Origin of the sequence: Micromonospora sp. NPDC047465 (assembly GCF_040643125.1) — a bacterium.
In the GTDB taxonomy this organism is placed as follows: domain Bacteria; phylum Actinomycetota; class Actinomycetes; order Mycobacteriales; family Micromonosporaceae; genus Micromonospora.
In genome coordinates, this window is sequence record NZ_JBEYTP010000010.1 from 17,609 (window position 1) to 41,742 (window position 24,134).

32 protein-coding genes, 1 tRNA gene and 2 pseudogenes are annotated in these 24,134 nt (G+C 74.2%); 23 read left to right on the top strand and 12 right to left on the bottom strand.

The annotated features are described in order from the left end of the window. Positions 1–16: 16 nt before the first annotated feature. Both ABZ793_RS11910 and ABZ793_RS11915 read right to left on the bottom strand, forming a co-directional pair. On the bottom strand, positions 17–586 hold the full coding sequence (locus tag ABZ793_RS11910; protein ID WP_357455719.1) for a GNAT family protein: 570 nt from the start codon (positions 584–586) through the stop codon (positions 17–19). Further along, a complete protein-coding gene (locus tag ABZ793_RS11915) occupies positions 583–1,974 on the bottom strand; it encodes a cobyrinate a,c-diamide synthase (protein WP_357455722.1) in 1,392 nt (463 codons plus the stop codon). The genes ABZ793_RS11910 and ABZ793_RS11915 overlap by 4 nt, the downstream gene beginning before the upstream one ends. Positions 1,975–2,219: 245 nt before the next feature. Here ABZ793_RS11915 and ABZ793_RS11920 point away from each other — a divergent pair, with 245 nt between their 5' ends. Together ABZ793_RS11920 and ABZ793_RS11925 are read left to right on the top strand one after the other, a co-directional pair. Beyond that, a complete protein-coding gene (locus ABZ793_RS11920; protein ID WP_357455725.1) occupies positions 2,220–3,047 on the top strand; it encodes an SURF1 family protein in 828 nt (275 codons plus the stop codon). A gap of 112 nt (positions 3,048–3,159) precedes the next feature. Further along, complete coding sequence (locus ABZ793_RS11925) at positions 3,160–3,903, top strand: hypothetical protein (protein ID WP_357455728.1); 744 nt, start codon at positions 3,160–3,162, stop codon at positions 3,901–3,903. 43 nt (positions 3,904–3,946) lie between these two features. Here ABZ793_RS11925 and ABZ793_RS11930 read toward each other — a convergent pair whose 3' ends face one another. The 4 genes and pseudogenes from ABZ793_RS11930 to ABZ793_RS11945 form a co-directional block, all read right to left on the bottom strand. Next, positions 3,947–5,530 carry an ATP-dependent DNA ligase gene (locus tag ABZ793_RS11930; RefSeq protein ID WP_357455731.1) on the bottom strand — a complete coding sequence of 528 codons (1,584 nt, stop codon included), beginning with the start codon at positions 5,528–5,530 and terminating at the stop codon, positions 3,947–3,949. Positions 5,531–5,602: 72 nt separating this feature from the next. After that, positions 5,603–5,809, bottom strand: a complete 207-nt coding sequence (locus ABZ793_RS11935; RefSeq protein WP_350686124.1) for a hypothetical protein — start codon at positions 5,807–5,809, stop codon at positions 5,603–5,605. A 77-nt stretch (positions 5,810–5,886) separates the two neighbouring features. Continuing rightward, positions 5,887–7,239, bottom strand: coding sequence for a dipeptidase (locus ABZ793_RS11940; protein WP_357456224.1), 1,353 nt, complete (start codon positions 7,237–7,239; stop codon positions 5,887–5,889). Then, positions 7,232–8,000 (bottom strand): annotated as a pseudogene (locus tag ABZ793_RS11945) (hypothetical protein); the annotation flags it as partial. The gene ABZ793_RS11940 and the pseudogene ABZ793_RS11945, both read right to left, overlap by 8 nt. Positions 8,001–8,260: 260 nt before the next feature. On the opposite strand from ABZ793_RS11945, the gene ABZ793_RS11950 reads away from it, so the two are divergent. Then, complete coding sequence (locus ABZ793_RS11950) at positions 8,261–8,662, top strand: rhodanese-like domain-containing protein (RefSeq protein WP_357456227.1); 402 nt, start codon at positions 8,261–8,263, stop codon at positions 8,660–8,662. Between the two features lie 254 nt (positions 8,663–8,916). On the opposite strand, the gene ABZ793_RS11955 is transcribed toward ABZ793_RS11950, so the two are convergent. The 3 genes from ABZ793_RS11955 to ABZ793_RS11965 form a co-directional block, all read right to left on the bottom strand. Continuing rightward, the gene (locus ABZ793_RS11955) at positions 8,917–10,461 is read right to left on the bottom strand and encodes a cobyric acid synthase (RefSeq protein ID WP_357455735.1); all 1,545 of its coding nucleotides are present in this window, start codon (positions 10,459–10,461) and stop codon (positions 8,917–8,919) included. Continuing rightward, on the bottom strand, positions 10,458–11,633 hold the full coding sequence (locus ABZ793_RS11960; protein WP_357456230.1) for a cobalamin biosynthesis protein: 1,176 nt from the start codon (positions 11,631–11,633) through the stop codon (positions 10,458–10,460). Before ABZ793_RS11960 ends, ABZ793_RS11955 begins: the two co-directional genes overlap by 4 nt. 453 nt (positions 11,634–12,086) lie before the next feature. Continuing rightward, positions 12,087–12,845 (bottom strand): single-stranded DNA-binding protein, encoded by a 759-nt coding sequence (locus ABZ793_RS11965; RefSeq protein WP_357455739.1) that lies wholly within the window; start codon positions 12,843–12,845, stop codon positions 12,087–12,089. A 345-nt stretch (positions 12,846–13,190) separates the two neighbouring features. Between ABZ793_RS11965 and ABZ793_RS11970 the strand changes: the two genes are divergently transcribed. Together ABZ793_RS11970 and ABZ793_RS11975 are read left to right on the top strand one after the other, a co-directional pair. Continuing rightward, complete coding sequence (locus ABZ793_RS11970; protein ID WP_357455741.1) at positions 13,191–13,619, top strand: HPF/RaiA family ribosome-associated protein; 429 nt, start codon at positions 13,191–13,193, stop codon at positions 13,617–13,619. Between the two features lie 95 nt (positions 13,620–13,714). Further along, positions 13,715–14,752: an alpha/beta hydrolase gene (locus ABZ793_RS11975; protein ID WP_357455745.1), complete on the top strand. Its 1,038-nt coding sequence runs from the start codon at positions 13,715–13,717 to the stop codon at positions 14,750–14,752. 19 nt (positions 14,753–14,771) lie between these two features. On the opposite strand, the gene ABZ793_RS11980 is transcribed toward ABZ793_RS11975, so the two are convergent. Further along, on the bottom strand, positions 14,772–15,470 hold the full coding sequence (locus ABZ793_RS11980) for a hypothetical protein (RefSeq protein ID WP_357455748.1): 699 nt from the start codon (positions 15,468–15,470) through the stop codon (positions 14,772–14,774). A gap of 166 nt (positions 15,471–15,636) precedes the next feature. Here ABZ793_RS11980 and ABZ793_RS11985 point away from each other — a divergent pair. Beyond that, a tRNA-Arg gene (locus ABZ793_RS11985) sits at positions 15,637–15,712 on the top strand. Between the two features lie 112 nt (positions 15,713–15,824). Beyond that, the gene (locus ABZ793_RS11990; protein ID WP_357455751.1) at positions 15,825–16,712 is read left to right on the top strand and encodes a tyrosine-type recombinase/integrase; all 888 of its coding nucleotides are present in this window, start codon (positions 15,825–15,827) and stop codon (positions 16,710–16,712) included. A 25-nt stretch (positions 16,713–16,737) separates the two neighbouring features. Here ABZ793_RS11990 and ABZ793_RS11995 read toward each other — a convergent pair whose 3' ends face one another. Beyond that, on the bottom strand, positions 16,738–17,355 hold the full coding sequence (locus ABZ793_RS11995) for a hypothetical protein (protein ID WP_357455754.1): 618 nt from the start codon (positions 17,353–17,355) through the stop codon (positions 16,738–16,740). A gap of 155 nt (positions 17,356–17,510) precedes the next feature. After that, positions 17,511–17,966 (bottom strand): helix-turn-helix transcriptional regulator, encoded by a 456-nt coding sequence (locus ABZ793_RS12000; RefSeq protein WP_357455757.1) that lies wholly within the window; start codon positions 17,964–17,966, stop codon positions 17,511–17,513. Between the two features lie 195 nt (positions 17,967–18,161). On the opposite strand from ABZ793_RS12000, the gene ABZ793_RS12005 reads away from it, so the two are divergent. From ABZ793_RS12005 to ABZ793_RS12080, 16 genes and pseudogenes are all read left to right on the top strand, one after another. Beyond that, the gene (locus tag ABZ793_RS12005; protein WP_357455759.1) at positions 18,162–18,434 is read left to right on the top strand and encodes a helix-turn-helix transcriptional regulator; all 273 of its coding nucleotides are present in this window, start codon (positions 18,162–18,164) and stop codon (positions 18,432–18,434) included. After that, the gene (locus ABZ793_RS12010; RefSeq protein WP_357455762.1) at positions 18,431–18,664 is read left to right on the top strand and encodes a hypothetical protein; all 234 of its coding nucleotides are present in this window, start codon (positions 18,431–18,433) and stop codon (positions 18,662–18,664) included. Before ABZ793_RS12005 ends, ABZ793_RS12010 begins: the two co-directional genes overlap by 4 nt. Positions 18,665–18,755: 91 nt before the next feature. After that, positions 18,756–19,100 (top strand): hypothetical protein, encoded by a 345-nt coding sequence (locus tag ABZ793_RS12015; RefSeq protein ID WP_357455765.1) that lies wholly within the window; start codon positions 18,756–18,758, stop codon positions 19,098–19,100. Continuing rightward, positions 19,097–19,354, top strand: a complete 258-nt coding sequence (locus tag ABZ793_RS12020; protein ID WP_357455769.1) for a hypothetical protein — start codon at positions 19,097–19,099, stop codon at positions 19,352–19,354. Before ABZ793_RS12015 ends, ABZ793_RS12020 begins: the two co-directional genes overlap by 4 nt. Beyond that, entirely contained in the window at positions 19,351–19,536 is a 186-nt protein-coding gene (locus ABZ793_RS12025; RefSeq protein WP_357455772.1) for a hypothetical protein, read from the top strand. Before ABZ793_RS12020 ends, ABZ793_RS12025 begins: the two co-directional genes overlap by 4 nt. Then, positions 19,536–19,883: a hypothetical protein gene (locus tag ABZ793_RS12030; RefSeq protein WP_357455775.1), complete on the top strand. Its 348-nt coding sequence runs from the start codon at positions 19,536–19,538 to the stop codon at positions 19,881–19,883. Before ABZ793_RS12025 ends, ABZ793_RS12030 begins: the two co-directional genes overlap by 1 nt. After that, positions 19,883–20,113 carry a hypothetical protein gene (locus ABZ793_RS12035; RefSeq protein ID WP_357455778.1) on the top strand — a complete coding sequence of 77 codons (231 nt, stop codon included), beginning with the start codon at positions 19,883–19,885 and terminating at the stop codon, positions 20,111–20,113. Before ABZ793_RS12030 ends, ABZ793_RS12035 begins: the two co-directional genes overlap by 1 nt. Beyond that, entirely contained in the window at positions 20,110–20,490 is a 381-nt protein-coding gene (locus ABZ793_RS12040) for a DUF4326 domain-containing protein (protein WP_357455781.1), read from the top strand. Before ABZ793_RS12035 ends, ABZ793_RS12040 begins: the two co-directional genes overlap by 4 nt. 82 nt (positions 20,491–20,572) lie before the next feature. Then, entirely contained in the window at positions 20,573–21,025 is a 453-nt protein-coding gene (locus tag ABZ793_RS12045) for a hypothetical protein (RefSeq protein ID WP_357455784.1), read from the top strand. Continuing rightward, on the top strand, positions 21,022–21,276 hold the full coding sequence (locus ABZ793_RS12050; protein WP_357455787.1) for a hypothetical protein: 255 nt from the start codon (positions 21,022–21,024) through the stop codon (positions 21,274–21,276). Before ABZ793_RS12045 ends, ABZ793_RS12050 begins: the two co-directional genes overlap by 4 nt. Continuing rightward, positions 21,273–21,488: pseudogene (locus ABZ793_RS12055) on the top strand (WhiB family transcriptional regulator); the annotation flags it as partial. The gene ABZ793_RS12050 and the pseudogene ABZ793_RS12055, both read left to right, overlap by 4 nt. 200 nt (positions 21,489–21,688) lie before the next feature. After that, the gene (locus ABZ793_RS12060) at positions 21,689–22,219 is read left to right on the top strand and encodes a hypothetical protein (protein ID WP_357455790.1); all 531 of its coding nucleotides are present in this window, start codon (positions 21,689–21,691) and stop codon (positions 22,217–22,219) included. Further along, positions 22,216–22,359, top strand: a complete 144-nt coding sequence (locus ABZ793_RS12065; RefSeq protein WP_357455793.1) for a hypothetical protein — start codon at positions 22,216–22,218, stop codon at positions 22,357–22,359. Before ABZ793_RS12060 ends, ABZ793_RS12065 begins: the two co-directional genes overlap by 4 nt. After that, a complete protein-coding gene (locus tag ABZ793_RS12070; protein WP_357455795.1) occupies positions 22,356–22,505 on the top strand; it encodes a hypothetical protein in 150 nt (49 codons plus the stop codon). The genes ABZ793_RS12065 and ABZ793_RS12070 overlap by 4 nt, the downstream gene beginning before the upstream one ends. Further along, the gene (locus ABZ793_RS12075) at positions 22,502–23,509 is read left to right on the top strand and encodes a hypothetical protein (RefSeq protein ID WP_357455798.1); all 1,008 of its coding nucleotides are present in this window, start codon (positions 22,502–22,504) and stop codon (positions 23,507–23,509) included. Before ABZ793_RS12070 ends, ABZ793_RS12075 begins: the two co-directional genes overlap by 4 nt. A gap of 64 nt (positions 23,510–23,573) precedes the next feature. Continuing rightward, positions 23,574–24,056, top strand: coding sequence for a hypothetical protein (locus ABZ793_RS12080; RefSeq protein ID WP_357455801.1), 483 nt, complete (start codon positions 23,574–23,576; stop codon positions 24,054–24,056). The last annotated feature ends 78 nt before the right edge of the window (positions 24,057–24,134 follow it).

Below are 24,134 nucleotides of genomic sequence, written 5' to 3' on the forward strand. Positions count from 1 at the left end.
CCCGGCAGCCTCACGGTCAGCGGAGGTCGGCGGCGACGAAGGACCAGACCTCCAGGTCGACCCGGCCGCCCCGGACGAAGCCGGCGTTGCGCAGCAGGCCCTCGTAGCTGAAGCCGGCCTTCTCGGCGACCCGGCGGGAGGCCAGGTTGCCGGGGGCGACGCGCAGCTCGACGCGCTGGAAGCCGTGTTCGAGGATCAGCGCGATGGCGAGCGCGTCGACCGCCTCGGCGGCCAGCCCGAAGCCCCGCGCGTGCGCCGCCATCGCATAGGAGACCTCGGTGCACCGGGCGCCCCAGTCGGTGCGCCGGGTCCACAGGCAGCCGACCACCCGGTCGTCCTCCCGCCGCACCACCGCGTAGTGGTCGCCGTCGCCGCTGTCACGCCGCTGCCGGGCCAGGTCGGTGCACCAGGCCAGCCCGTCGATCTGGCCGGACGTGTCGACCAGCGGCAGCCACCGCTGGGTCTGCCGGTCGGCGAAGACCTCGTCGGCGGCCTTCGCGTCGGCGGCGGTCAGCACGCGTACCTCGGTGCGGGGCGTGGAGACCGTCAGCGTCGGGAAGCGGCGCACCGCCACCTGGCCGATCACGCGGGCACCCCGCCGAGCCGGGCGGTCGCGGGGTCGGCCGCCGCCTCCGCCGCCGCGTCGACCAGCCGGGCGGCGAGCTGCGGGTACGCCGCCCAGTGCACGGTGAGCTGCGAGGCGTGCACGGCCCGCCAGACGAAGCCCTCGGGCGCCCCGCCGTCCCAACTCCAGGCCGCACGCGCGCCGGCGCGCGGGGTGAGCACGGCACGGTGCTCCTTGTGCCCGGTCACCACCGTGCCCGCCGGCGCCACCACGCCGTCGGTCAGGGCGGTCGCCTCCCGGTAGCCGACGACCAGGCCGTCCCGGCTGGTCCCGACCGCGTCGAGCACCCCGCACATGGGCAGCCCGTCCAGCTCCCGGGCCAGCCAGAGCAGGCCGGCGCCCTCGGCGACGACCGGCCGCCCGGTGCGGGCCAGCTCGGCGACCGCGATGCAGAGCCGCCGGTTGGCGGAGAGCTGCTCGGCGTACGACTCGGGAAGCCCGCCGCCGACGACCAGCGCGGCGGCACCGGCGGGCAGCGCCTCGTCGTGCAGCGGGTCGACCGTCACCACCTCCGCGCCGGCCGCCCGGAGCAGCTCCGTGGCCTCGGCGTGGCCGTAGCTGCCGCCCGCCGCCCCGGCGACCGCGACGACCGGGCGCGGGCCGGCGGCGGGCCGGTCGGCCGCGGGCGACCACGGCGGCGCCGGCAGGGGCGGGGCGGAGCGGGCCAGCCCCAGCAGCCGGTCCAGGTCGACCGTGGCGGCGACCGCCTCGCCGAGCCGGCGTACGGCGCGGGTGGCCTCACCGGTGCGGGCGAGCGCGGGGACCGCCCCGTGCCGGCGCGACGGCAGCACCGCCGGCAGGTCGTGGCGGCGCAGCACCCCGTAGACCGGTACGCCGATGTCGTCGAGCGCCGCGCGCAGCAGCTCCTCGTGCCGCGCCGAGGCCACCCGGTTCAGGACCACCCCGCCGAGCCAGAGCTGCTCGTCGTACGCCCGGAAGCCGTGCACCAGGGCGGCCACCGACTGCCCCATCGCGGCGACGTCCACCGCCAGCACGACGGGGCTGCGCAGCGCGGCCGCCACGGCGGCCGTCGACTCGCTCTCCGGACGGCCGGCGAGGCTGTCGTACAGCCCCATGCTGCCCTGCACCAGCGCGAGCCCGGCGCCCGAAGCCCCGTGGGCGACCAGCGGGGCGATCCGGTCGGCGCCGACCAGCCGGGGGTCGAGGGTGCGACCGGGGCGGCCCGCGGCCAGCCCGAGGTACGCGGCGTCGACGTGGTCCGGACCGATCTTGAACCCGGCGACGTCGACGCCCCGGTCGGCGAACGCCGCGAGCAGCCCGATCGCCAGCGTGTTCTTGCCGTGGCCGGAGGACGGCGCACTGAGCACCAGGCGCGGCACGACGGTCATCATTGACTCCCTGCGGGGCGGCGGGGGAACCCTGCGGCGGGCCGACCGCGCGGTCCGCCCGCGTGACGATAGCCGACGCGGGCGGCAGGTGGCCGCCGCCGAGCGGACCTGTCGGGCGCGCGGCGCCGGGGGCGGATCGGGGCCGCCGAGACCGGTGACCCGACGCGGATCGGGGCCGCCGAGGTCGCTGGCCGGCGCGGATCGGGGCCGTCGAGGGCGGTGGCCCGGAGCACAGGGGTAGCCTCGTGGTCGTGTACCGGTTCCTGCTGACGCCGCGCTGGCTGGGCATCCTCGCGCTGACCCTGGTCGCCGCGGCGGTGATGGTGCTGCTCGGAAACTGGCAGCTGGACCGCTACCACGGGCGTACGGCGATCAACGAACGGATCGACGCCGGCCTGCGGATGGACCCGGTCCCGCTGCGCGACGTGCTGCCCGCCCCGACCGGCGGCAGCGGCACGGCCGGACCCGCGCCCGCCGAGGAGAGGTCCTGGACCAAGGTCACCGTGACGGGCCGGTACGACTCCGCGAACGTCGTCCTGGTCCGGGGCCGCGCCGTGGAGCGCACGGTCGGCTTCGAGGTGCTCACCCCGCTCGTGCTGGCCGACGGCACGGCGGTGCTGGTGGACCGGGGTTGGATCCCGCCGGCCCCGGGCGGCGACGCGACTGTCCAGCCGGACGTGCCGCCCGCCCCCACCGGTGAGGTCACCGTGACGGGCCGGGTGCATCTGAGCGAGAGCGGCTCCGTCGGCGTCACCCGGCGCGACGGCAAGCTGGAGACCCGGCGGATCGGCGTGCCCCGGCTGGCCCAGGAGCTGCCGTACCCGGTGCACGGGGCGTACCTGCTGCTGGACGAGCAGACCCCGGCGGCCGACCCGACCTTCAAGGACGTGCCGGTCGGGCACACCAACAACTGGCAGAACTTCGGCTACGTCGTGCAGTGGTGGATCTTCGCCGCGATGACCCTCTTCGGCTACGGCTGGGTGGCCCGCCGGGAGGCCCGCCGGCTGGCCGGCGTGGGGCAGGAGCGGCCCACCGACCGCGCCGCGGAGCCGGCGTCGCACAGCGTCGCCTGAGCGACGCGGTCCGCCGCGCCGTCCGGGGCGCTGGACGGACGATCCGGGGTTCCTCGGCCGCACCGGTCCCGTTGTAGGGTCCGCTAATGATCAATTTGTGTGGGGGTTCGCGGTGACCCCTGATCCCACCATGCCGCTGCCGCCCTCGGAGCCGGCGACTCAGCCGCACCCGACGACCGATCCCTGGGCAGCCGCCCCGGTCTCGACCGGCCACCAGGCGCCGCCGGCAGCGCCGCACCACCTCGCACCGCCGTTCCCGGGCCCGGACTCCGCCCCGCCGGCAGCCGCGCAGTACTCCGCCCCACCGGCCCAGCCTTACTCCGCCCCGCCGGCAACCGCGCAGTACTCCGCCCCGCCCGCCCAGCCCTACTCCGCCCCGCCCGCCCAGCCCTACGCGGCGGCGCCCGGTACGGATCTGGTCCGGCCGGGACCGCACCCGCCGGTGATGGCGCCCGCGGCCGGGCAGCCGGGCCCGCTGCCGGCCGGCTACCCGCCGTCCGCGCAGGGCGCGGTGGCGGTGCAGATCGGCGAGATCATGGTGAGCCCGCCGGTGATCCGTACGCCGGCCGGCGTGCTGCCGCTCGCCGGCGCCTCCTGGCACGTCGTCGACCACTGGCAGCAGGAGCAGAAGACCGCCACCTGGGCGGTGGTGTGCGCCATCGTCGGTTTCTTCTGCCTGACCTTCTTCAGCCTGCTGTTCCTGCTGATCAAGGAGACCCGGCACCACGGCACCGTGCAGGTCACCGTGTCGAACGGCGCCCAGCAGTACGTGGCCCGGATCCCCGTCGCGAACCAGGCCCAGGTGCAGCACATCAACAACCAGGTCAACTACGCCCGGTCGCTGTCGAACATGTGACCCGCCCACGGCTCGCGCCGCCCGGCACACCCCCGCCGGGCGGTCAGCCGCCGGCCCGCCCTGCGTGGATCGCGCGTACGGCGTCGATGGTGTCGGCCTCGGCCGCCGTCTTGTCGTCGCGGTAGCGCACCACCCGGGCGAAGCGCAGCGCCACCCCGCCCGGGTAGCGGGAACTGCTCTGCACCCCGTCGAAGGCGATCTCGACCACCTGCTCGGGGCGGACCCGCACCACCCAGTCGCCGCGCTCGACGGCGAGGGAGAGGAACCGCTCGGTCTGCCAGCGCAGCACCTCGTCGGTCAGGCCCTTGAACGTCTTGCCGAGCATCACGAAGTCGCCGGTGCGCGGGTCCCGCGCGCCGAGGTGCAGGTTGGACAGCCAGCCCTGGCGCCGGCCGCTGCCCCACTCCACCGCGAGCACCACCAGATCGAGGGTGTGCCGGGGCTTCACCTTGACCCAGGCGGCGCCCCGGCGGCCGGCGTCGTAGGGGGCGTCGGGCGCCTTCACCACGACCCCCTCCTGGCCGGCGTCGACCGCGGCGGCGAACGCCTCGCCGGCCCGTTCCGGGCCGTCGACCTCCATCCGACCGACCAGCAGCGGAGGGTCGACGGCCGCGGCGAGCGCGGCCCAGCGCTCCCGGCCGGGCAGGTCGATCAGGTCGTTGCCGTCGAGGTGCAGCAGGTCGAAGAAGTACGGCGTCAGCACCGTCTCGCCGGTGGACTCGGCGGCGGCGAGCACGGCCGGGGCGACCGGGGCCCGGCCGGTGGTGCTCGGCGTGGTGCGCCGCGCCGCGCGGCTCGACGTCTCCTGGAAGGGCAGCGGCCGGCCCGTCGCGTCGAGCCCGATCGCCTCGCCGTCGAGCACCAGCTCGCGGGCGGGCAGCGCCCGCACGGCGGCGACCACCTCGGGCACCCGGGCGGTGATGTCGTCGAGGCTGCGGGTGAAGACGGCGATGTCGTGGCCGGAGCGGTGCACCTGGATCCGGATGCCGTCGAGCTTGACGTCGACAACGGCGGGCGTCCCGGTGGCGGCGAGCGCCTCGTCCACCGAGGGCGCGCTCTGGGCCAGCATCGGCGCGAGCGGGCGGCCGACCTGGAGGCCGAAGGCGGCCAGCGCCGGCGCGCCGCCGTCGAGCGCGGCGACCGCGACCGCCCGCAGGTCGCCGGCGAGCAGCAGAGCCCGGCGTACGGCGGCGACCGGCACGTCGGCCGCCCGGGCCACCGCGTCGGCGAGCAGCCCCGCCTGGGCGCCCTGCCGCAGCTCGCCGCTGAACAGGCCGGTCAGCAGCCGCTGCTCGTCGGCGGTGGCGGCGGCGTAGAGCGCACCGAGCAGCGCCCGGCGGCGGGCCTGCGAACCCGGCCCACGCACCGCCGCGATCTCGTCGACGGCCGCGTCGACGGCGGCCACGGTCAGGGTCGGCTCGGCCGCCGGGGGCGGCAGGTCACGCAGGCTCGCCCAGCCCACCCCGGTCTGCCGCTGGCGCAGCTCGCCGGCCAGCCACCCCGAGCCGGCCGCGACCTCGTCGGGGTCGAGCGACCGCAGCGCCTCGGCGAGCAGCTCCACCTTGGCCCGCCGGGCCCGGGTGGCGCCGACGGCGGCGGAGGTGGCTGCCAGGTCGATGAACCGCACGGGTCCATCCTGCCAGCCACCCCCGACACCACCCGGGCATTGCCGTGCCCGGGTCGTCACGCGGCCGGGCGGTCAGGCCGAGACGGGCTCCTCGATGCGGAGCCCGCGGGCGCGGATCTCGTCGGCGACCCGGGAGAGCACCGTGTCGAGCGCGACCAGGGCGGCGGAGAGCTCACCGAGCTGTTCCTTGAGCGTGTCCTCGGGCCACGCGGAGACATCAACGTCCCCCAGAGCGCTGACGGCGGCTTCGAGCCGGCTCATCACCTCGTTCGTACGCATGTTCGAGAGGCTATAACAAGCCCGCGCCCGACACACCGCAAACTCCCACATCGACCCGGAAGTTACGGTTCCGACACCTAACGCCCGTCGGCGCCCGCCTCGGCGACCTTCTTCAGCAGCAGCGCCTCGGCCAGGCAGACCCGGGCGAACTCGCCGAGGTGCAGGCTCTCGTTCGGGCCGTGCGCCCGGGCGTGCGGGTCCTCGACGCCGGTCACCAGGATCGCCGCCCGCGGGAACATCTCCTGGAAGGTGGCGATGAACGGGATCGAGCCGCCGACGCCGATGTCCACCGGGTCGGTGCCGTCCCAGGCGGTCCGGAACGCCGAACGGGCGGCGTCGAACATCGGGCCGGACGCGTCGATGACACACGGGTCACCGTCGTGCTCGAAGGTGACGATCACCCGCGCACCCCACGGCGCGTACTTCTCCAGGTGGGCGCGCAGGGCCGCGTACGCCCGCTTGGGGTCGTCGCCCGGCGCGAGCCGCACGCTCAGCTTCGCCTTCGCGGTCGGAACCAGGGCGTTCGGCGCCTCGCCGGTGGCCGGGGCGTCGATGCCGAGCACCGCGAGGGCCGGCTTGGTCCAGAGCCGGTCGGTGATCCGCCCGGTGCCGATGAAGTCGACGCCCTCGCTCAGCCCGGCCTCGGCGCGGATCCGCTCCTCCGGGTAGTCGACGACCGCGCCCTCCCGGCCCACCAGGCCGTCGACGGCGACGTCGCCGGCGTCGGTGTGCAGGGTGGCCAGCAGCCGGACCAGCGCGGTCAGCGCGTCCGGCACCGCACCGCCGAACATGCCGCTGTGCACGGCGTGGTCGAGGGTGCGCACCTCGACGAAGCAGTTGACGATGCCACGCAGCGAGGTGGTCAGCGCCGGCACGCCGATGTCCCAGTTGCCGGAGTCGGCGATGACGATGACGTCCGACGCGATCTCGTCGCGGTGCTCGGCGAGCAGCCGCTCCAGCGAGTCGGAGCCGTACTCCTCCTCGCCCTCGATGAACAGGACCACGCCCACCGGCAGCGCGTCCCCGAACGCGCGCAGCGCCGCGACGTGCGCCATGATGCCGGCCTTGTCGTCGGCGGCGCCCCGGCCGTAGAGCCGGCCGTCCCGCTCCACGGGCTCGAACGGGTCCGACTCCCACAGCGACAGGTCGCCCACCGGCTGCACGTCGTGGTGGGCGTAGAGCAGCACCGTCGGCGCACCGGGCGGGGCGGGCTTCTTCCCGATGACCGCCGGCTGGCCGCCGGAGCGCACGATCTTGACGTCGAGGCCGCAGCCGCGCAGCAGCTCGGCCACCGCCTCGGCGGAGCGCTCCACGTGCGAGTGGTCGAAGCCCTCGAACGCGATGCCGGGGATGCGGACGAGGCGTTCCAGGTCGGCACGGACGCCGGGCAGCTCCCGCTCGACGGCGGCCCGGACCTCGGACTCGGACATGATCGGTGTGGTCATGACCGGCATCGTATGCCGGCCTTACCGGTCGCCTCGCCCGAGGCCATGGCCACGCTGGCTGGTCAGGGCCGCCGCACGTAGTAGCGGGCGGCGTCGTGCGGCAGGGTCGGCGCGCCGTCGACCACCAGGTCGGCCCGGGCCTCGGTGCGGTCCGCGGCGAAGTGCGCCCGCTCCCCGAGGTGCCAGCGGCGCAGCTCCGGCAGGATCCCGGAACCGTCCCGCCGCACGGCCCGGGTGAGCCGCAGCGGCGCCGGGGCGGTGACGAAGACGGCGAGGGTGCGGTCGGCCGCGGTTGCGACCCGCGCCGCGCTGACCCCCTCGACCACCAGCACCGGCGCGACCGGCACCGGCACCGGGCGGGGAAGGAAGACCCGGCGGACCCAGCTGTACCGGCGGTACGCCCCCGGCCGACCGGCGCGCAGCGGCGCCAGCACGCACTCTTCGAGCCGGGGCCAGAAGGTGAGCTGGTCGTCCCACCCGTCGAGCAGGTCGTCGGTGTGCACCACGGGCGGCCGCCCGGCGCCGGGCAGGTCGGCGAGGGCGTCCGCGAGCCGCGCCGCGAACACGCTCTTGCCCGCGCCGCTCGGCCCGTCCACCACCACGAGCCGGGTCCGCCCCAACCGCGCCGGCCCGGCGAGCACCCGCCGGGCCAACCGGTCGTACGCCTCGACCACCGCCACCGCCACCTGGCCGACGGTAGTGGGAGGCGCGGAGCGGACCAACGACGGGCGAGCCACGCGGAGCAGCCCGACGGGCGAGCCACGCGGAGCAGGCCGACGTGCGAGCCACGCGGAGCGGACCGACGGGCGAGCCGCGCGGAGCGGACCGACGAGGGCGAGCCACGCCGGACGGCGCGTGGGCCGGCCTCTGCGGGGCGTCGGGGGCGACCGCCCTGCGGGCACACCGATCGGGGGTCGCCCGAACGAGCGGTCGTCGGGCTGGCCGGGGCGTTCGGTCGGCGGGGCCCCGGACCGGGCGGGATGATCGGCTGGTGTCCCACAGCGTGATGAGTCCGGGCGTCGACGCCCTGCTGGAACAGGCCCGCGCAGGGGTGCGCCGGCTGACCCCGCACCAGACCGTCGAGGCGGTCCGCACCGGGGCGTTGCTGGTCGACACCCGCACCGACGTGCAGCGCCGGGAACAGGGCGACCTCCCGGGTGCCGTCGTGATCGACCGGACGGTGCTGGAATGGCGGCTGGACCCGGCCAGCGCCTGGCGGATCCCCGAGGCCACGGGTTACGACCGGCGCATCGTCGTGGTGTGCCGGCAGGGCTACGCCTCCAGCCTCGCGGTGGCGAGCCTGCGGGCGCTCGGGCTGCACCGCGCCACCGACATGATCGGCGGCGTACAGGCGTGGCGCGACGCGGGGCTGCCCATGTCCGACCGCCCGGCCGACATCCGCTACTGACTCCGCACCGACGGGTCCGATCCGGCGGGTCTGGTCCGGCGGGTCTGGGTCCGCCGCCCACCGTCCGGCCACTGTCGAGCTGCCCCGTCCATAGAACCACCATCGGTGGCGCGAAGGTGCGCGGCACGGGGCACACCGCAAGCGCCGGCACCACCGCAAGCGCACGCCGCACGGCGTAGGCGCACGCCGCAAGCGCCGGCACACACCGCACGGCAAGGCCGGCACGGCACGGACGTGCGCGGGGCGGGGCGTCGTCAGGGGGCCGGTGGGGCGCCGGGTGGGATGAAGGGGAGGCCGGCCGGCGGGCCGGTCTCGACGAGGCGCCAGAGGGCATCGGTGTCCAGGTGCTCCTCGACCAGGTCGCCGAGCAGGTCAAGGGAGCGCTCGCGGGCGGCGGCGAACGACGTGTCCGGCGCGACCCGGAAGCCGGACCGGCCGGCCAGCCGGGCCACCTCGGTCAGGAAACGGCGGCGGAATTCGTCGGACTCGAAGGCTCCGTGCCAGTGGGTGCCGTGCACGGTGCCCGCCACCGCGCCCTCGCCGCTGCCGTCAGCGCAGGTCAGCAGCGGGGTCAGCGTGGGATCGGCGTGCGAGACGTAGCCGTGGTGGATCTCGTAGCCACGGACCGGGACGTCGCCGCCGGCGGTCCCGGCCGACTGCCGGACGGTCTTGCGTGGGTCGAAGGTGACCTCGATCGGCAGCAGGCCCAGCCCCGGCACGCTCCCCTGCCGGCTCTCCACCGGGTCGTGGATGGCCCGGGCCAGCATCTGGAAGCCGCCGCAGATGCCGAGCAGCGGCCTGCCCGCCGCCGCGTGCGCCAGCACCGCGTCGGCGAGCCCGGTCTCCCGCAGCCAGGCCAGGTCCGCCACCGTCGACTTCGAGCCGGGCAGGACGACCAGGTCGGCGGCGGCCAACTCGGCCGGCTCGACGGTCAGCCGCACCCGTACGCCGGGCTCGGTGGCGAGCGCCTCGACGTCGGTGGCGTTGCTGATCCGGGGCAGCCGGACCACGGCGACGTCCAGCCAGTCGGTGCCGCGCGGGGCGGCCGGCCGGCCGAGCACCCGCCCGTACGCGAGCGAGTCCTCGGCGTCGAGCCAGAGGTCGAGCGCCCAGGGCAGCACCCCGTACGTCGGCCGACCGGTGACCCGGTGCAGCATGTCCAGCCCGGGCCGGAGGAGCCCGAGGTCGCCCCGGAACTTGTTGATCACGAACCCGGCGATCAGCGCCTGGTCGGCCGGGTCCAGCAGGGCGACGGTGCCGAACATCGAGGCGAACACCCCGCCCCGGTCGATGTCGCCGACCACGATCGTGGGCAGGTTGGCGTGCCGGGCCAGGCCCATGTTGACGTAGTCGCCGGCCCGCAGGTTGATCTCCGCCGGGCTGCCCGCCCCCTCGCAGATCACCACGTCGTACGCCTCCCGCAGCTCGGCGAGCGCCGCGTACGCCGTCTCGGCGAGGCGGGGCCGCAGCTGGCGGAAGTTGCCGGCGGTGACCGTGTCGACGGCCTCGCCGAGCAGCACCACCTGACTGGCCAGGTCGCTGCCCGGCTTGAGCAGGACGGGGTTGAACCGCAGGTCAGGGGCGAGCCCGCAGGCCGCCGCCTGCATCGCCTGGGCCCGGCCGATCTCGCCGCCCCGGCCGTCCGCGCCGACGACCACGGCCGAATTGTTGGACATGTTCTGGGCCTTGAACGGCGCCACCTTCACGCCCCGGCGGTGCAACCACCGGCAGATGCCGGCGGTGAGCACGCTCTTGCCGGCGTCGGAGGTCGTGCCGGCGACCAGCAGCCCGCCGCTCACCGGCCGCTCACCCGCCCCGCCGTCACCGCGACGCGGCGACCGGTGGCGCCCACCAACGGACCGGCGGCGCCCGCCAGCCGACCGGTGGCGCCCATCAGCGGGCTGGCGGCGCCCACCAGCGGGCCGGTGGTGCTTCGATTCCCGTCGCGCTGCCCGAGGATGCCCTGCCCGGTGTCGGGCCGCCGCAGCGCGCGCCGCACCACAGCACCCCGGCCGAGGGCGCGGCGGCCGACGGCGGTCACCAGGCGACCGACGGTCAGCGGGTAGGCGGCCGCCAGGCCGAGCGCGGCCAGCCCGACCGCGCCCGAGATCCGGGCGGCCCGCTTCAGGTGCCGCGCCTCGGGCCGGGGGCCGTCGCCGAGGAACGGCCGCACCTCCGAGCGGCCGAAGTAGACGTTGCGCCCGCCGAGCCGTACGCCGAGGGCGCCGGCCATCGCGGCCTCGCACTGCCCGGCGTTCGGGCTGGGGTGGTCGTCGCGGTCCCGGCGCCACACCCGCCAGGCGCGTTCCCGGTCGCCGTCGGCGGTCGGCGCGACGGCGATGGTGAGCAGCCCGGTCAGCCGCGCGGGCACCAGGTTGAGCAGGTCGTCGAGGCGAGCGGCCGGGGTGCCGAACCGGGCGTAGCGGGGCGAGCGGTGCCCCACCATCGCGTCGAGGGTGTTCGCCGCCCGGTAGCCGAGCAGGCCGGGCAGGCCCGCGACCGCGCCCCAGAGCAGCGGGGCGACGACGGCGTCCGACGTGTTCTCGGCGACCGACTCCACGGTCGCGCGGGCCAGCTCGGGCTCGCCGAGCGTCGACGGGTCCCGGCCGCAGAGATGACCGAGCCGCTGCCGCGCCGCCGGCAGGTCGCCGTCGCGCAGGGCCCGCCCCATCACGGCGGCCTCGTGCCGCAGGGTACGCCCGCCCAGCACCGTCCAGGTCCCGGCAGCGACCAGCGCGGCCCGGGCCACCGGGCGGTTTCGGGTGGCAACCGTCGCGGCCACGCCGAGCAGCACCGGCGCGCCGACCGCCAGCGCGGCGAACGCCGTGCCGGCGCCCCTGTCCGGGCGGTAGATCCGCCGCTCCAGGGCTCCGGCGGCGCGGCCGAAACCGGCCACGGGGTGGTAGCGGCGGGGGTCTCCGAGGAGCGCGTCGAGTGCGTACCCCGCGACCAGTCCCGCCGCGGTCGCCACCGGCGTCGCCTGTCGCACCCGCCATCACCTCCGGCCGGCCAGCCTAGCCGAGCGCCTTCCCGCCATCGGGCGGGAGCGACCGGAACTCGCGGGTCAGCGACCGGGCGGCCCGCCGACAGGGGCCGTGCCACGCCGACAAGGCCCACCGACAGGGGGTGCCCGCCGACAAGGACCCCCGGCAGGGGCCGTGCCACGCCGACAAGGACCGCCGACAGGGGGTGCCCGCCGACAAGAGCCCCCGGCAGGGGCCGTGCCACGCCGACGAGGGCCGTGCTCGCCGACAGAGTCCCCCGACCGCCACGGGCCGCGCCCGCCCGCTGCCGGGGGACGCGCCCGCCGACACCAGCCGGGTCGCCGGGCCGGATCGCCGGACCGGGGCGCGGGAGACACGCGGGGTGACGACGGCGTGGCCGACGTCACCCCGCCCCCGTCGTGTCGCCCGGGCCCGCCCGGTCACGCCGGCTGCGGCACCCGCCCCCGACCCCGTCGGCCGCGCCCGTTCGAGGTGAGGCCCGGGCCGGTCTCCTCGGGGCGCGAGCCCGCTGGCGCGTCGGACTCCTCGGGCACCGACGTCGGGTCGCCGGCCTCCGGCGCGGGGCCGTCGGGTTCCTCGTCGCGGCTGCCGTCCGCCGGGTCGTCGAAGGGGTCGAGCGAGCCGTCGAAGCCGGCGTCGGCCGGCAGGCCGGGGCCGGCCCCGGACGGGCCGAAGTCGGGCAGCTCGAACTCGACGTCGAGCAGCCGGCCGTCGGGCAGGGCGGGGGCGTCCTCGTCCGGCACCGGCTCGGTCGCCTCGCCGTGCACCCGGTGCTCGGCCTCCGCGTCCTCGACGGTGCTGGTGGTCATGCTCGGCCGGTTGCGCATGAACCGGCCCCGGCCCCGGGACAGGTCGTGACCGACGGCGACCGCCTCCAACTCGTAGAGGGCGCGGTGGTTTCCGGCGTCGTCGGTCCAGTCGCGGGTGTAGAGCCGCCCGCAGACCACCACCGGGTCGCCGACCATCACCGAGGCGGCCACGCCCTCGGCGAGCTTGCGCCAGCAGTTGACGCGGACGCGCAGGCTGTTGCCGTCGACCCAGCGACCGCTGTCGCGGTCGAGCCGGCGCGCGGTGGAGGCGACCTTGAAGTTGGCCACCAGGGTGTTGCTCTGGGTGGTGCGGCGCCACTCCGGGGCCGTCAACACGTTGCCCACGATCGTGACGTAGGTGTCGAACATCGTCCCTCCAGGGGGAGATCGGGCTTGCCATCGCGAGTCGACTCGGTGTCGAGCCTGGGCCGTCGGGCACGACCGGCGCCACCGTCGCCCGCCGGCCTGTGGACAGCCGGACCGCCTGTGGACAAAGACCTGATCAAGGTCCCGGTGTGCTAGGGCCGAGCGGCCCTGGGGGCGCGCACGGCGTCCGGCAGATGATCGGGACACCGGAAAGGTCACGTTCCGGACGGAAGGCGGCGGGGTATGGATTCGATCAACCGCACCGCCGACAGCACGACGAACGAGAGGGTCAGCGATCATGATGATGACCAGCACCGCAACCGCCTTCGTCTCCGGCCAGGTGCGGCGATGAGCGCTGTCGCCAACCCGGCCACCGTCGCCGAGTGCCTGCGGGTCGGCGCCGGGTTCTCCCAGGGCGACCGGAACTGGATCGCGGAGCAGTTCGCCACGCTGGACGCCCGGCTGGCCGGGTTCCACGCCGACGCCACCGAGCTGGAACTGTCGGTGAAGGACCGGGAGGCCAAGGGACAGAAGGTCACCCTGGAGTGTTGGATCGCCGGCCGGCAGAAGATCGTCACCACGTCCGCCGAGGAGGACCTGCACGCCGCGCTCAACGACGTCCGGGACGACCTGCGGCGGCGGCTCAACGACGCGAAGACCAAGCAGGAGCCGCGGCACAACAAGCACCTGCGGGACGTCGGCCAACCGGCCGCCGAGACCGGGACCGGGAGCGACCCGGACACCGACCCGGCCCGCGCCGAGGTGGAGACGGTCTGAGGCGTACGCCCGAGGCCCCGTCCGTGGTGCGGGCGGACGGGGCCGGGGCACGGCGGGGCTACCGCCCGGTAGCTCGCCGGCGTACCGTCGCGTTCGTGGAACCGGACGTGCTGGGCCCGCCGTACGAGCGGCAGACGATCGACCTGGGCACCGACGACGAGGGGCCGGTGGTGGCCACCCTGGTCCGTCGCCGCGCCGACCGCCCGACCCGGCGGGCCGTGCTCTACACGCACGGCTTCACCGACTACTTCTTCCAGGCCCACCTCGGCCACTTCTTCGCCGAGCGGGGGTGGGACTTCTACGCCGTCGACCTGCGCAAGCACGGCCGCAGCCTGCTGCCCCACCAGACCCCGAACTTCTGCCGCGACGTCAGCGACTACTTCCCGGAGCTGGACGCCGCCGCGACGATCATCCGCGAGGACGACGGGCACGACACCCTGCTCGCGATGGGCCACTCCACCGGCGGCCTGATCATGCCGCTCTGGGCGCACGCCCGCCGCGACGCCGGGATCATCGACGGGCTCTTCCTGAACAGCCCCTTCTTCGACATCAACGCCCCCTGGGCGGTACGCCGGCCGCTCGCCGCCGCCGTCGCCCCGCTGGGCCGCCGCGCGCCGCGCCGCGTCCTGCCGTTCGGGCTGGGCACCGTCTACAGCCAGACCATCCACGCCGACCACCACGGCGAGTGGAACTACGACCTGGCGTGGAAGCCGCTCGCCGGGTTCCCCGTCCGGGCCGGTTGGCTGAACGCCATCCGCACCGCCCAGCGGCAGCTCCGCGCCGGGCTGGACATCCGGGTGCCGGTGCTGCTCGCCTGCTCGACGCGCTCGTTCAAGGGCACGAAGTGGCACGAGTCGGCCGCGCTCGCCGACGCCGTCCTCGACGTCGAGCACATGGTCCGCTGGGCGCCCCGCCTCGGCCGGCACGTCACCGTGGCACGCTTCGACGGCGGCATGCACGACCTCACGCTCTCCGGCCCCGCCGTACGCGAGAAGGTGTTCGCGGAGGTCGGGCGCTGGGCCGACGCGTTCTTCGACGCCGGGCCAACGGTCCGTGACGGGGAGCGGCCACCGGCGAGCCGGCGGCCCGCAGACGGGGCCGACCAGGCGGGCGTGCCCGCGCAGGGCGGCTGAGCCGGCGGCCGACGCATCCTCAGATGGCGGCGACGGCCTCGCGGATGCGGTCGAAGGTGGCCAGCGGGTGACCGCCGTCGCGGGCCGGCAGGACGAGTCCGAGACACCGCAGGCCCACCTCACCGTCGCCGGCCTGGACCCCGAACACCGGCGCGCCGACGTAGCCGAGCGGCAGTTCCGCGGTGATCCGGACGGCGTCGCCCACGCGCGTCACCCGCTCGATCGCCACCTCCAGCGGCCGGGCGCCGTCCGCGCCGGCCCCGTGGGCGAGCACGATGGCCGAGCCCGGCTCCGCGCCGATCCGGGCGATCGCGTCCCGGTCGGCCGCGATCCCGTCCGGCACCTGCTGGGTACGCCACCGCCAGCCCTCGCCGTCGGCGTGCTCGTGCAGGCCGCCGGTGGGCATGACGGCGACGCCGAGATCCTCGCGATGGTGCCACCGCGCGGCGTAGTCCGGCAGGGCCACGGCCTCCGCCGACACCCCGGCCGGCTCGGTCACGCTCGCCCGCAGCCCGATCTCCCCGGCCGAGGCGTGGGTGAGGGCGTCGGCGGTCAGCAGGTACTCCCGCCCCTGCCCGGTGAAGAAGAACGCCGTGCCCTCGTCCCGGCCGCCGTCCGCCGGCCCGGCGTCGGTCCGGCGGATGGGCAGGATCGCGCGGCCGAGGAGCTGGCACAGCTCGTAGGCGACGTCGTTCTCGGTGTCCGGGTCAAGCAGCACCAGCCGAGGGTACGACCCGTCGGCCGCCGGGCCGCGCCGACGGCGGAACCCGGGTGACCTCCGCCGGGGGTGCGTGCGACCCTGATCGACGACGTGGGACGCGACCACCCGTTCCACCGGCCACCCCGTGGTCGGCGGTACCCTTCTGGCGCGACACGTACGCCGCGCGCCCGTAGCTCAGCGGATAGAGCAGGGGACTTCTAATCCCAAGGCCGCAGGTTCGAATCCTGCCGGGCGCACCACCAGCATAAATAGAGATCAGATCGCCCCGCAAGGGTTGCTACAGCGGTACCAGGACAGAGTATTCTCCTCCCAACACCCTAGCGCTGTAGCAACCTGGGGAGGCCCCCGCCGATGGACGTGAACGAGCTGCACCTGGCGTCGTACGAGCGATACCACCGCACCAAGCGCACCTCCCCCGACACGGTGAAGAGCTACCTCATCACGCTCCAGCAGCTCGCCGAGTTCCGGCCCGGACAGCCCATCGTCGACCTCGGCCGCGAAGACCTCGAGGAGTTCCTCATCGCCGCCGCGGCCGTCAACGCCAGCGCGACCGTCCACAAGAAGTTCCGCAACCTGCGCGCGTTCTACCGGTGGTGCGAGGCCGAGGAGATCATCGACCGGACGCCGATGGCCCGCATCGCCGAGCCGAAGGTGACCAGCAAACCGGTGCCGATCGTGCCCGACGACCAGATCGCCGCCCTACTCAAGGCGTGCTCCGGCCGCGAGTTCGGCGACCGACGCGACACCGCGATGATCCGCCTCTGGTGCGAGGCCGGGTCACCCCGCGTGTCAGAGATGGTCGGCATCTGCCTCGACGACCTCGACATGCGCCACGACAAGGTCACTCTCCACGGCAAGGGCGACAAGATCCGCGTCATTCCGTTCGGTGCGAAGACTGGCCAGGCCATCGACCGGTACCTGCGGGTCCGCGCCCGCCACAAGGACGCGAACAAGCTGGACAACCTGTGGCTCGGCCAGCTCGGCGGGGCGCTCACCACCTCCGGCGCCTACCGGCTGCTGGAGCGCCGCTGCCGCGAGGCAGGCATCCCCCGCATCCACCCGCACAAGCTGCGGCACCTGGCCGCGCACCTGTGGGCCGACGCCGGCGGCAGCGAGGGCGACGCGATGGCCCTGTTCGGGTGGTCGTCGGCGGAGATGCCGCGCCGCTACGGCCGGTCGGCGCAGGTGGAGCGCGCACATAGAGCGGCCCGCCGGGTCTCCCAGGCGGACCGCTTCTAGGCCACAGTGTGACCGAACTTGCCTATCAGTCTTCCGGGGGCACGACGTACAGCCCGCCGCCTGGCAGGCGGTGGCCGTCGTTGACGGCTTGGCGCAGTTGCAGTTCGGCGTCAGCGTCGGCCACACCGATGACGTCGGCCATCTCGCGGCGGACGGCGGCCACGCTTGTGGCGAGCTGTCGCATGAGCTGCATCTGCTCGGCCTGCCGGTTGGCGAGGTCGTTCATGCGGTGAGATAGGGCGTCTTGCCGGGCGGACAGCTCCTGGTTTCGGGCGAGGATCCTCTCACCAATGCTGATGAAGGCTTGGTGGTTGCGGTGCATCCGGTCACGGACGATGACGATGGCCACCGCGATCCATGAGGTGGCGGAGCCGGTGGCCAGCAGCAGCATGGTGGTGTGGGTGACGACCGGTGCGTTGCGTGTCTCCTCGATGGCAGCGAGGGCGACGGTGGCGGTGAGGACGACGGTGGCGATGCAGATGATGGCGGCGAGCAGCCCGGACATGCCGCTGGGTGGGTTGCTGGTGGCGCAGTAGAGGCCGGCTTTGGAGACGATGGGGAGCTGGATCTGACTGGTGTCGCCGTCGATGGCAGGGGGTGTGTGGTCGCCGGGGTCCGGAGGGTTCCCCGAGGCGGTTGTCATGCTGGCCCTCCCTGAGGGATGGGGTTCGTACGTATGTACGACTCAGGATCGATGATTAGCGAAACCTTAACGGTGATCTTTCCCGCACGAAAGGCGACCACGGGATAAAATTCCCACGGACGCCAATCCCGCCCGCATGGACACCTGCGGATGCGTCACGCAGTGTTGCGACGGCTCCGAGACCTCAGCCTCGCCGACCGGCGGTAGGGCTCAAGGTACTGGTCCAGGAACGCAGCGATGGCCTTGCGCTCCGCCTCGGGTAGCGGCGAGCTGTCAGCGAGGAGTCCGTCGATCTCGCGGGCAAGTGGGTGACCGACGACCTTCGGCGGCTCGGGGGCCGCCTCGAGGCCGAGATCCTCGGGCCGAACCCGGCAGGCGAGGACGAGCAGATCACGCAGCGGAGCCTTGATCACGGGCGCCAGCTTCTCCAGGCTCTTCACGCTGGGCTGCTCGGCCCCGGAGAACCATTTGGAGTAGACGCCTGGCTTGATCTGGGTGGCTCGGGCCAGGTCGGCAACGCTTTCGATGCGCGCGTTGGCGTTGGCTGCCATCCGTAGCACGTACGAGCGGAAGGCCGCTCCGGCCTCGGGACCCCACGCTTGGGTGCTCACGTGCACGAACCCTATGGCATTTCGCGCACGAAAGCGAGCGGCCCCCCTATCAAACGGCCGACAGTGGCCTACCTGTCCGTCTAGCGGTTCGATCATGCACGTAACCCTATACGGAGATTTCGTGCGCGAAAGTCACCCGAACGGGTGAGTTAGTGGATGTTGCTTTCGAGCGGCCACAGCGCTAGCGTCTGTTTCGTGCTCGAAACACAAGGCCGGCAGACCCCTGACCAGCCGCGCGTTCGACTCCGCCTCGACCAGATCGACCGGATAACCACAGCGCTCGGCCACACCACCGACTCCGACCGCGCCGCGTTCCTCGGCATCAGCCCCGCCGCTCTGTCGAAGATCCGCAACGGCGTCAACGCACCCAGCGAGAAGACCATCGCCGCCATCTGCTCCGCGCTCCCCCGGGTGCCCTTCGAGCGGCTCTTCGTCATCACCACCGATTCGGAGGAGAAGAAGGGATGAACCACGCAACCGCAGGACGCATCGGCGCCCACAAGCGGTGGGGACGGACCCCCGACCGCAGCGCCGCCACCGAGCCGGCACGCAAGGCCGCCGCCGACAAATGGCTCCGCGAGATCCAGGTCGAGTTCCCGGATCTCGACCTGGCCACCCAGCAGCAGATGGCCGACAGCCGGCGACGCGAACACATGATCCGCATCGCCCAGCTCCCCCGCCGCCGCAAGGCCGCCTGATCCACCCGGTGCCCGCCCGGGCCCGGAAACAGACCAGCGCTCCGTATCCAGCCACGGACATCACGGAGCGCCGACCGAAAGGAATTAGACCATGACCGACACGGTCACCACCCCCACCGAGGACAGCAACACTGCCGACGCCCTGCGCGGCCCGTGGCAGGCGTGCCTCACCGACGACTACGGCTTCGTTCTCGACAACCTGGACGACAGCGACCCGGCCGACGAGGTCCGCATCTCGATCCGCCGAGGCTCGGCGCTGCCGAAGGACCGGCACGGCAACCTGCGGCTGCCCGGCACCTGCCTGTCCGGTGACGTGATCGACCTGTGGGACGGCATCTACGTCGAGGACGGCGACCTGTCCACCGACGCCGCCGCGCGGTGGGCGCAGGCGCAGGCCATGGCCGACGGACTCAACGCCGCCGGCGGCACCCGATGAGCCGCATCAACCGCGCCCAGGCCGCCGCCGACCTGCACGCCTACGCCGACGCCATCACGGCCGGCACCGCCAACGTCCCCGCCCTCCGGCACGTCAACGACAGCAGCGGCAACCGGATCCGGGTCGTGCCCCGCGCCATCCACAACGTGCTGTGCGGGTGGCGGGTCGGCACCGCCCAGGACACCACCCCGGTTGTCATCGGCTGCGCCGGGTGCGGCCTGGCCTACCCCCGCGAGGGCGGTGAGCCCCGATGACCGCCCCGCTCGACCTTGCCGGCCTGGCCGCCTGGGTGTCCCGCCCCGACGCCACCCCCGCCCCCACCACCACCGACTGCGGGCACATCGCCGGCGACCGGTGCACCGACACCTGCCAGAACACCCGCGACCTGATCGAACTCGCGTACGCGCCGGTCTGGGACCTGCGGGAGGTGTCGTGATGGCCACTGACACTCACACCACCGCAGTCGACGAACTGGCACCCCTGCACCCCGACGCCGTCGGCTTCACCCTCTTCCGCGTTCTCCCCAACGGGGGAAGCCGCGCCTACACCGCCGTTGAGTTCACTCGCGGATGGGCTGGAGCCGACCACTTCCTCCGGCAGCTCCGCGCCTGCGGCTACGTCCGCAACAGCAGCACCGCCCCCGACGGCTGGCACGTCCTCGACGTGCTGGACGCGAACGGCGACATCGTCCAGGACTACGCGATCCCGCCTCACCCGAGCCGGGCGTTCGCCTACATCAAGCGGAAGCTGAAGCTGACGGTGGCGTCCGAGGACGGTGCCTGATGGCCCGCCTCGCCGTCGCCCTGATCGCGCTCACCGCATGGTCCGTCCTGTGCTTCACCGCCGGCGGCTGGCACCTGCGCTGGCGGTCCTACCGCCACCAAGTCCAGGCGACCGTCACCGCCGTCCGCGACCCGCAGCTACGCGCCGACGCCCTCGCCTGGCACCGCCGGCAACTGCCCCGCGTGCTGCGGCTGCACCTGCCCCACTTCCACCTCAGGAGCGTCCGATGACCGCCCCGAAGCGCATCCAGCGCAAGCGCACCGCCGGCTGGCGGATGCCCGAGAACACCGTCTACGTCGGCCGGCCCAGCCACTGGGGCAACCCGTACCGCACCGACACGCCGACCGTCTGGGGCGTCCGCCCCGACGGCACTCGCTACCGCATCGATCGGGTGCTCACCCCCGCCGAGGCCGTCGAGTTGTACCGCATCACCGAGACCTGGGGCGACTGGCTGCCGGTGTTCACCGCCGCCGTCCGCCGCGAGCTGGCCGGCAAGAACCTCGCCTGCTGGTGCCCGCTCGACCAGCCCTGCCACGCCGACGTGCTGCTGGAGATCGCCAACGCGCCCGCCGTCATCGACGTCGCGCTGCCCGGGGTGTCCCGGTGAGCCGCCGCCGCACGTGGGGCCTCGCCGGCCTCATCTCCGCCGCCCTCTGGGTCGCCGCCATCTCCCTGATCGGAGCCGTCGCATGACCACCAACGACACGACCGCCACCACCGAGCCCATGACCGTCGCCCGTCAACTCGCCATGCTCGTCGGCAAGGAGAACGCCCGCACCGCCATTGAGGCCGGGTGGGCAGCCATCCGCAGCCTCAACGCCGAGCACACCAACCCGTTGGTTCACCCCGGCGTCGCCGACTACGTGGCAACCGCCGCCATCCTCGCCGCCGTCGAAGCCGGCCTGTGCGACACCGCCGAGTTGACCACCGCCCACACCGAGGGCGCGCCGTCGTGGGACGACTGCGCCGCAGTGGCCAACGCCCTCACCGCCGCCCCAGGCACCGGCGAAATCTGGCGGACCCACAACGGAGACATCACCGGCGAGCCCCTGTCGCTCGCCCGCGTAGCGGTAGAGGCGCTGGCCAACGCTGGCCGGCTGGCTCCGTCCTCTGCCCCCGCGTCCGAGGCGGTGGCCCGATGACCGACCTCGACCTGCTGCCCATCACCATCGCCGCCCGCATCGCCACCCGCCGCCACAAGCGCAACTACACCGGCCGCCACCACACCCGGCGCAACGCCCCCGCCACCTGGCGGCTCAGCCCCGCCGCCTACCAACTCGTCACCCGCACCACAGAGCACGTCCCCGCCACCCCCGACCAGGACACCGGCCTGCTCGACCTCACCGCCATCCGCGCCGCCGTGAACAGCATCAACACCCGGGAGGAGCTGTGAGCATCGTCCCCGAGTGGCAGGAGCGCGCTCTCTGCCAGCAGACCGACCCCGAGGCGTTCTTCCCCGAGCTGGGCAAGCCCTCCGACCCCGCCAAGCGCATCTGCGGGCTCTGCGACGTCCGCACCGAGTGCCTCGACTACGCCCTCACCACCAACCAAGAGTTCGGAATCTGGGGAGGCACCACCGAGCGGGAACGCCGCAAGCTGAAGAAGGAGCGGGCCCCGCGCGGCGGACCCGTCACCCCCATCCGCAAGCGGCAGCGCGCCGGCATCGCCGACCACCACCACACCATCGTCGAGATGCTCGCCCGCAAACCGGAGCCGGCCACCTGGGCGGAGATCGCCGACGCCATCGGCTACAGCCTCGACGCCGTCAAGACCTACTGGCAGCGCCAAAAGCAGGCGGTGGCGGCATGACCATCGACCACCCGGGCGATGCCGCCGCCCGCAACGCCCTCGCCCGCCGCCTGCGTGGCATCCGCGAAACCGCCGGTATCAGCCAGTGGGCACTCGCCGACGCCCTCGACATCACCGGAAGCGGCACCTCCGACCTGGAGCACCGCCGCAACTGGAAGGTCGCCACCGTCCAGGCGTGGACCCGGGCGCTCGGGTTCCGCCTCGACATGAGCATCGACGGCCTGACCGTCCCCGACGACGGCGACGCGCTTGCCGCCCTCTACGCCGCCCAGCAGCCCACCTCGGCCGCCGCCGAGGACCGGCTCGACCTGCGGACCATCGTCAACAACCTCGCCCGGATCCGCCGGGCGCAGGACGTCACGCTCGCCGAGCTGGGCGCCCGGCTGGGGTGCAGCGAGTCGGCGGCATGCCGCCGGGAGACGCACCCCGACCGCCTCATGCTCCCCACGCTCCAGGCGCACGTCCGGGCCCTGGGCGGGGTGCTGATCCTCGGCCTGGCCTACGTCCCGACGGCGGTGGCCGCATGAGCACCGTCCTGCCGATGGGCTGCGCCCGCTGCGGAGCCGTCCGCCGCCAGCACGACGCCGACGACCACCGCTGGATCAGCCCCACCATGCGCACCGTGCTCGCCCGCGCCGAGGCATGGCGAAAGCAGGTGGCGGCATGAACACCTGCGTCACCTGCGACCTGCCCGAGACCCGCTGGGACCCCACCGACCCGCTCCACATCGACGGCACCCACCAGTGCCCCGACTGCACCCGCGTCGACCTCGACGCGGAGAAGCTCCTCGACCACGCGGAGGCGACAGCATGAGCGTCGACCAGGCCACCCTCGACTCGGTCATCGCCAGCCTCACCGCCAAGAAGGCGGCGCCGGCGGCGGCCCAGCCGAAGCCGTACTGCCTCGCCAACTGCGGCGAGCGCCTTGACCCGATGCTCGTCATCGACCCGGCCACCGGCTCCGGCTGGCACATTGGCTGCGAGCCCGAACCGGCGCCAGCGCCGGAGCCGGTAACCATCGCCACGCTGCCGGCGGCAAGCGGCAAGAGCGCGGCGATGGAGCGGTTCGTCAGGGCCGTCACCAGCCCGCCGCCGCCCACCCTCGACGACCTGCGCGCCGTCCTCTACGACCACGAAGCCAACTCGGCGCGCAGCCGGCAGAAGAAGATCGGCCCGTCGGAGATCGGCGTGCCCTGCCAGCGGGCCCTCGCCTACAAGCTCGCTGGCGCCCCCGAGCAGCCCGACCTGCGGCTGCCGTGGGCGCCCATCCAAGGCACCGCCGTCCACGCCTACATCGCCGACGCCCTCACCGCCCACAACGAGATCCTCGGCCGCGAACGGTGGATCGTCGAGCAGAAGGTATGGCCCGACGACACCATCTCCGGCTCCGGCGACGCCTACGACTGCGACACCGGCACCGTCATCGACTGGAAGCTCGTCGGCGACTCCTCCATCACCAAGTACCGCAAGCAGATGCGCCCCGAGTACCGGGTGCAGGCCCACCTGTACGGCCTCGGCCACCAGCGCGCGGGCCGCGATGTCCGCTGGGTGCGCGTCGTCTGCCTCTCCCGCAGCTGGGACTACGGCAAGTCGTGGGAGTGGACCGAGCCCTACGACCCCGAGCTCGCACAGAAGGCCCTCGACCGGCTCTACGCCACCGAGAGCCTCCTGACCGACCTCGACGTCGCCAACAACCCGGCCATGTGGGGCGCCGTCCCGGCCACCCCCACCAAGGACTGCCGGTACTGCCGGTTCTTCCGACCCAACACCCCCGCCGACGACACCGGATGTCCCGGCAACCCCGACCCCTGGGCCTGACAGCCCAGGCGCACCACCCCAACCCGGCCCGGCCCGAGCCCGGCCCAACCTGAAGGAGCACCACATGTCCGTTTGGGACGACCCCGAGATCCGCGAAGGCGGCGCGTTCGTCAAGTTCGAGAACGTCGGCGACACCGTCTCCGGCACTGTCACCGCCGTCCGCTCCCACCGCTTCGACGACGGCAAGGTCGCGCCGCAGATCCTGCTGACCACCGACGACGGCGAGGAGCGCACCGTCACCGCCGGCCAGGTCCGCCTCAAGGCGGCTCTCGCGGAGAAGCGGCCCGAAGCCGGCGACCACCTCACCGTCACATTCACGCAGAACGAGAAGCGCGCCGGCGGCAAGACGCTGAAGCACTTCGAGGTGACCGTCCGCCGAAACGGGACGGCCGTCGCCGCGCCCGCGCCGGCCGTCGAGCCGGCGCCCATCACCGCCGGGCCTTCCGCCGTCGGCGAGCTGGTCAAGCCGGCCGCCGTCGACCAGGCCCTCTGGGACGTCCTCGGCCCCGAGCAGAAGGCCAAGGTCGTCGCTGCCGCAGCGGCCTAGGAACTGGTGCCCCCGCGTCGCCGGCCGGCCACCACCTCACGGCCGGCCGGCGGCCCCGGAGCCCCAGCACCACCCTCC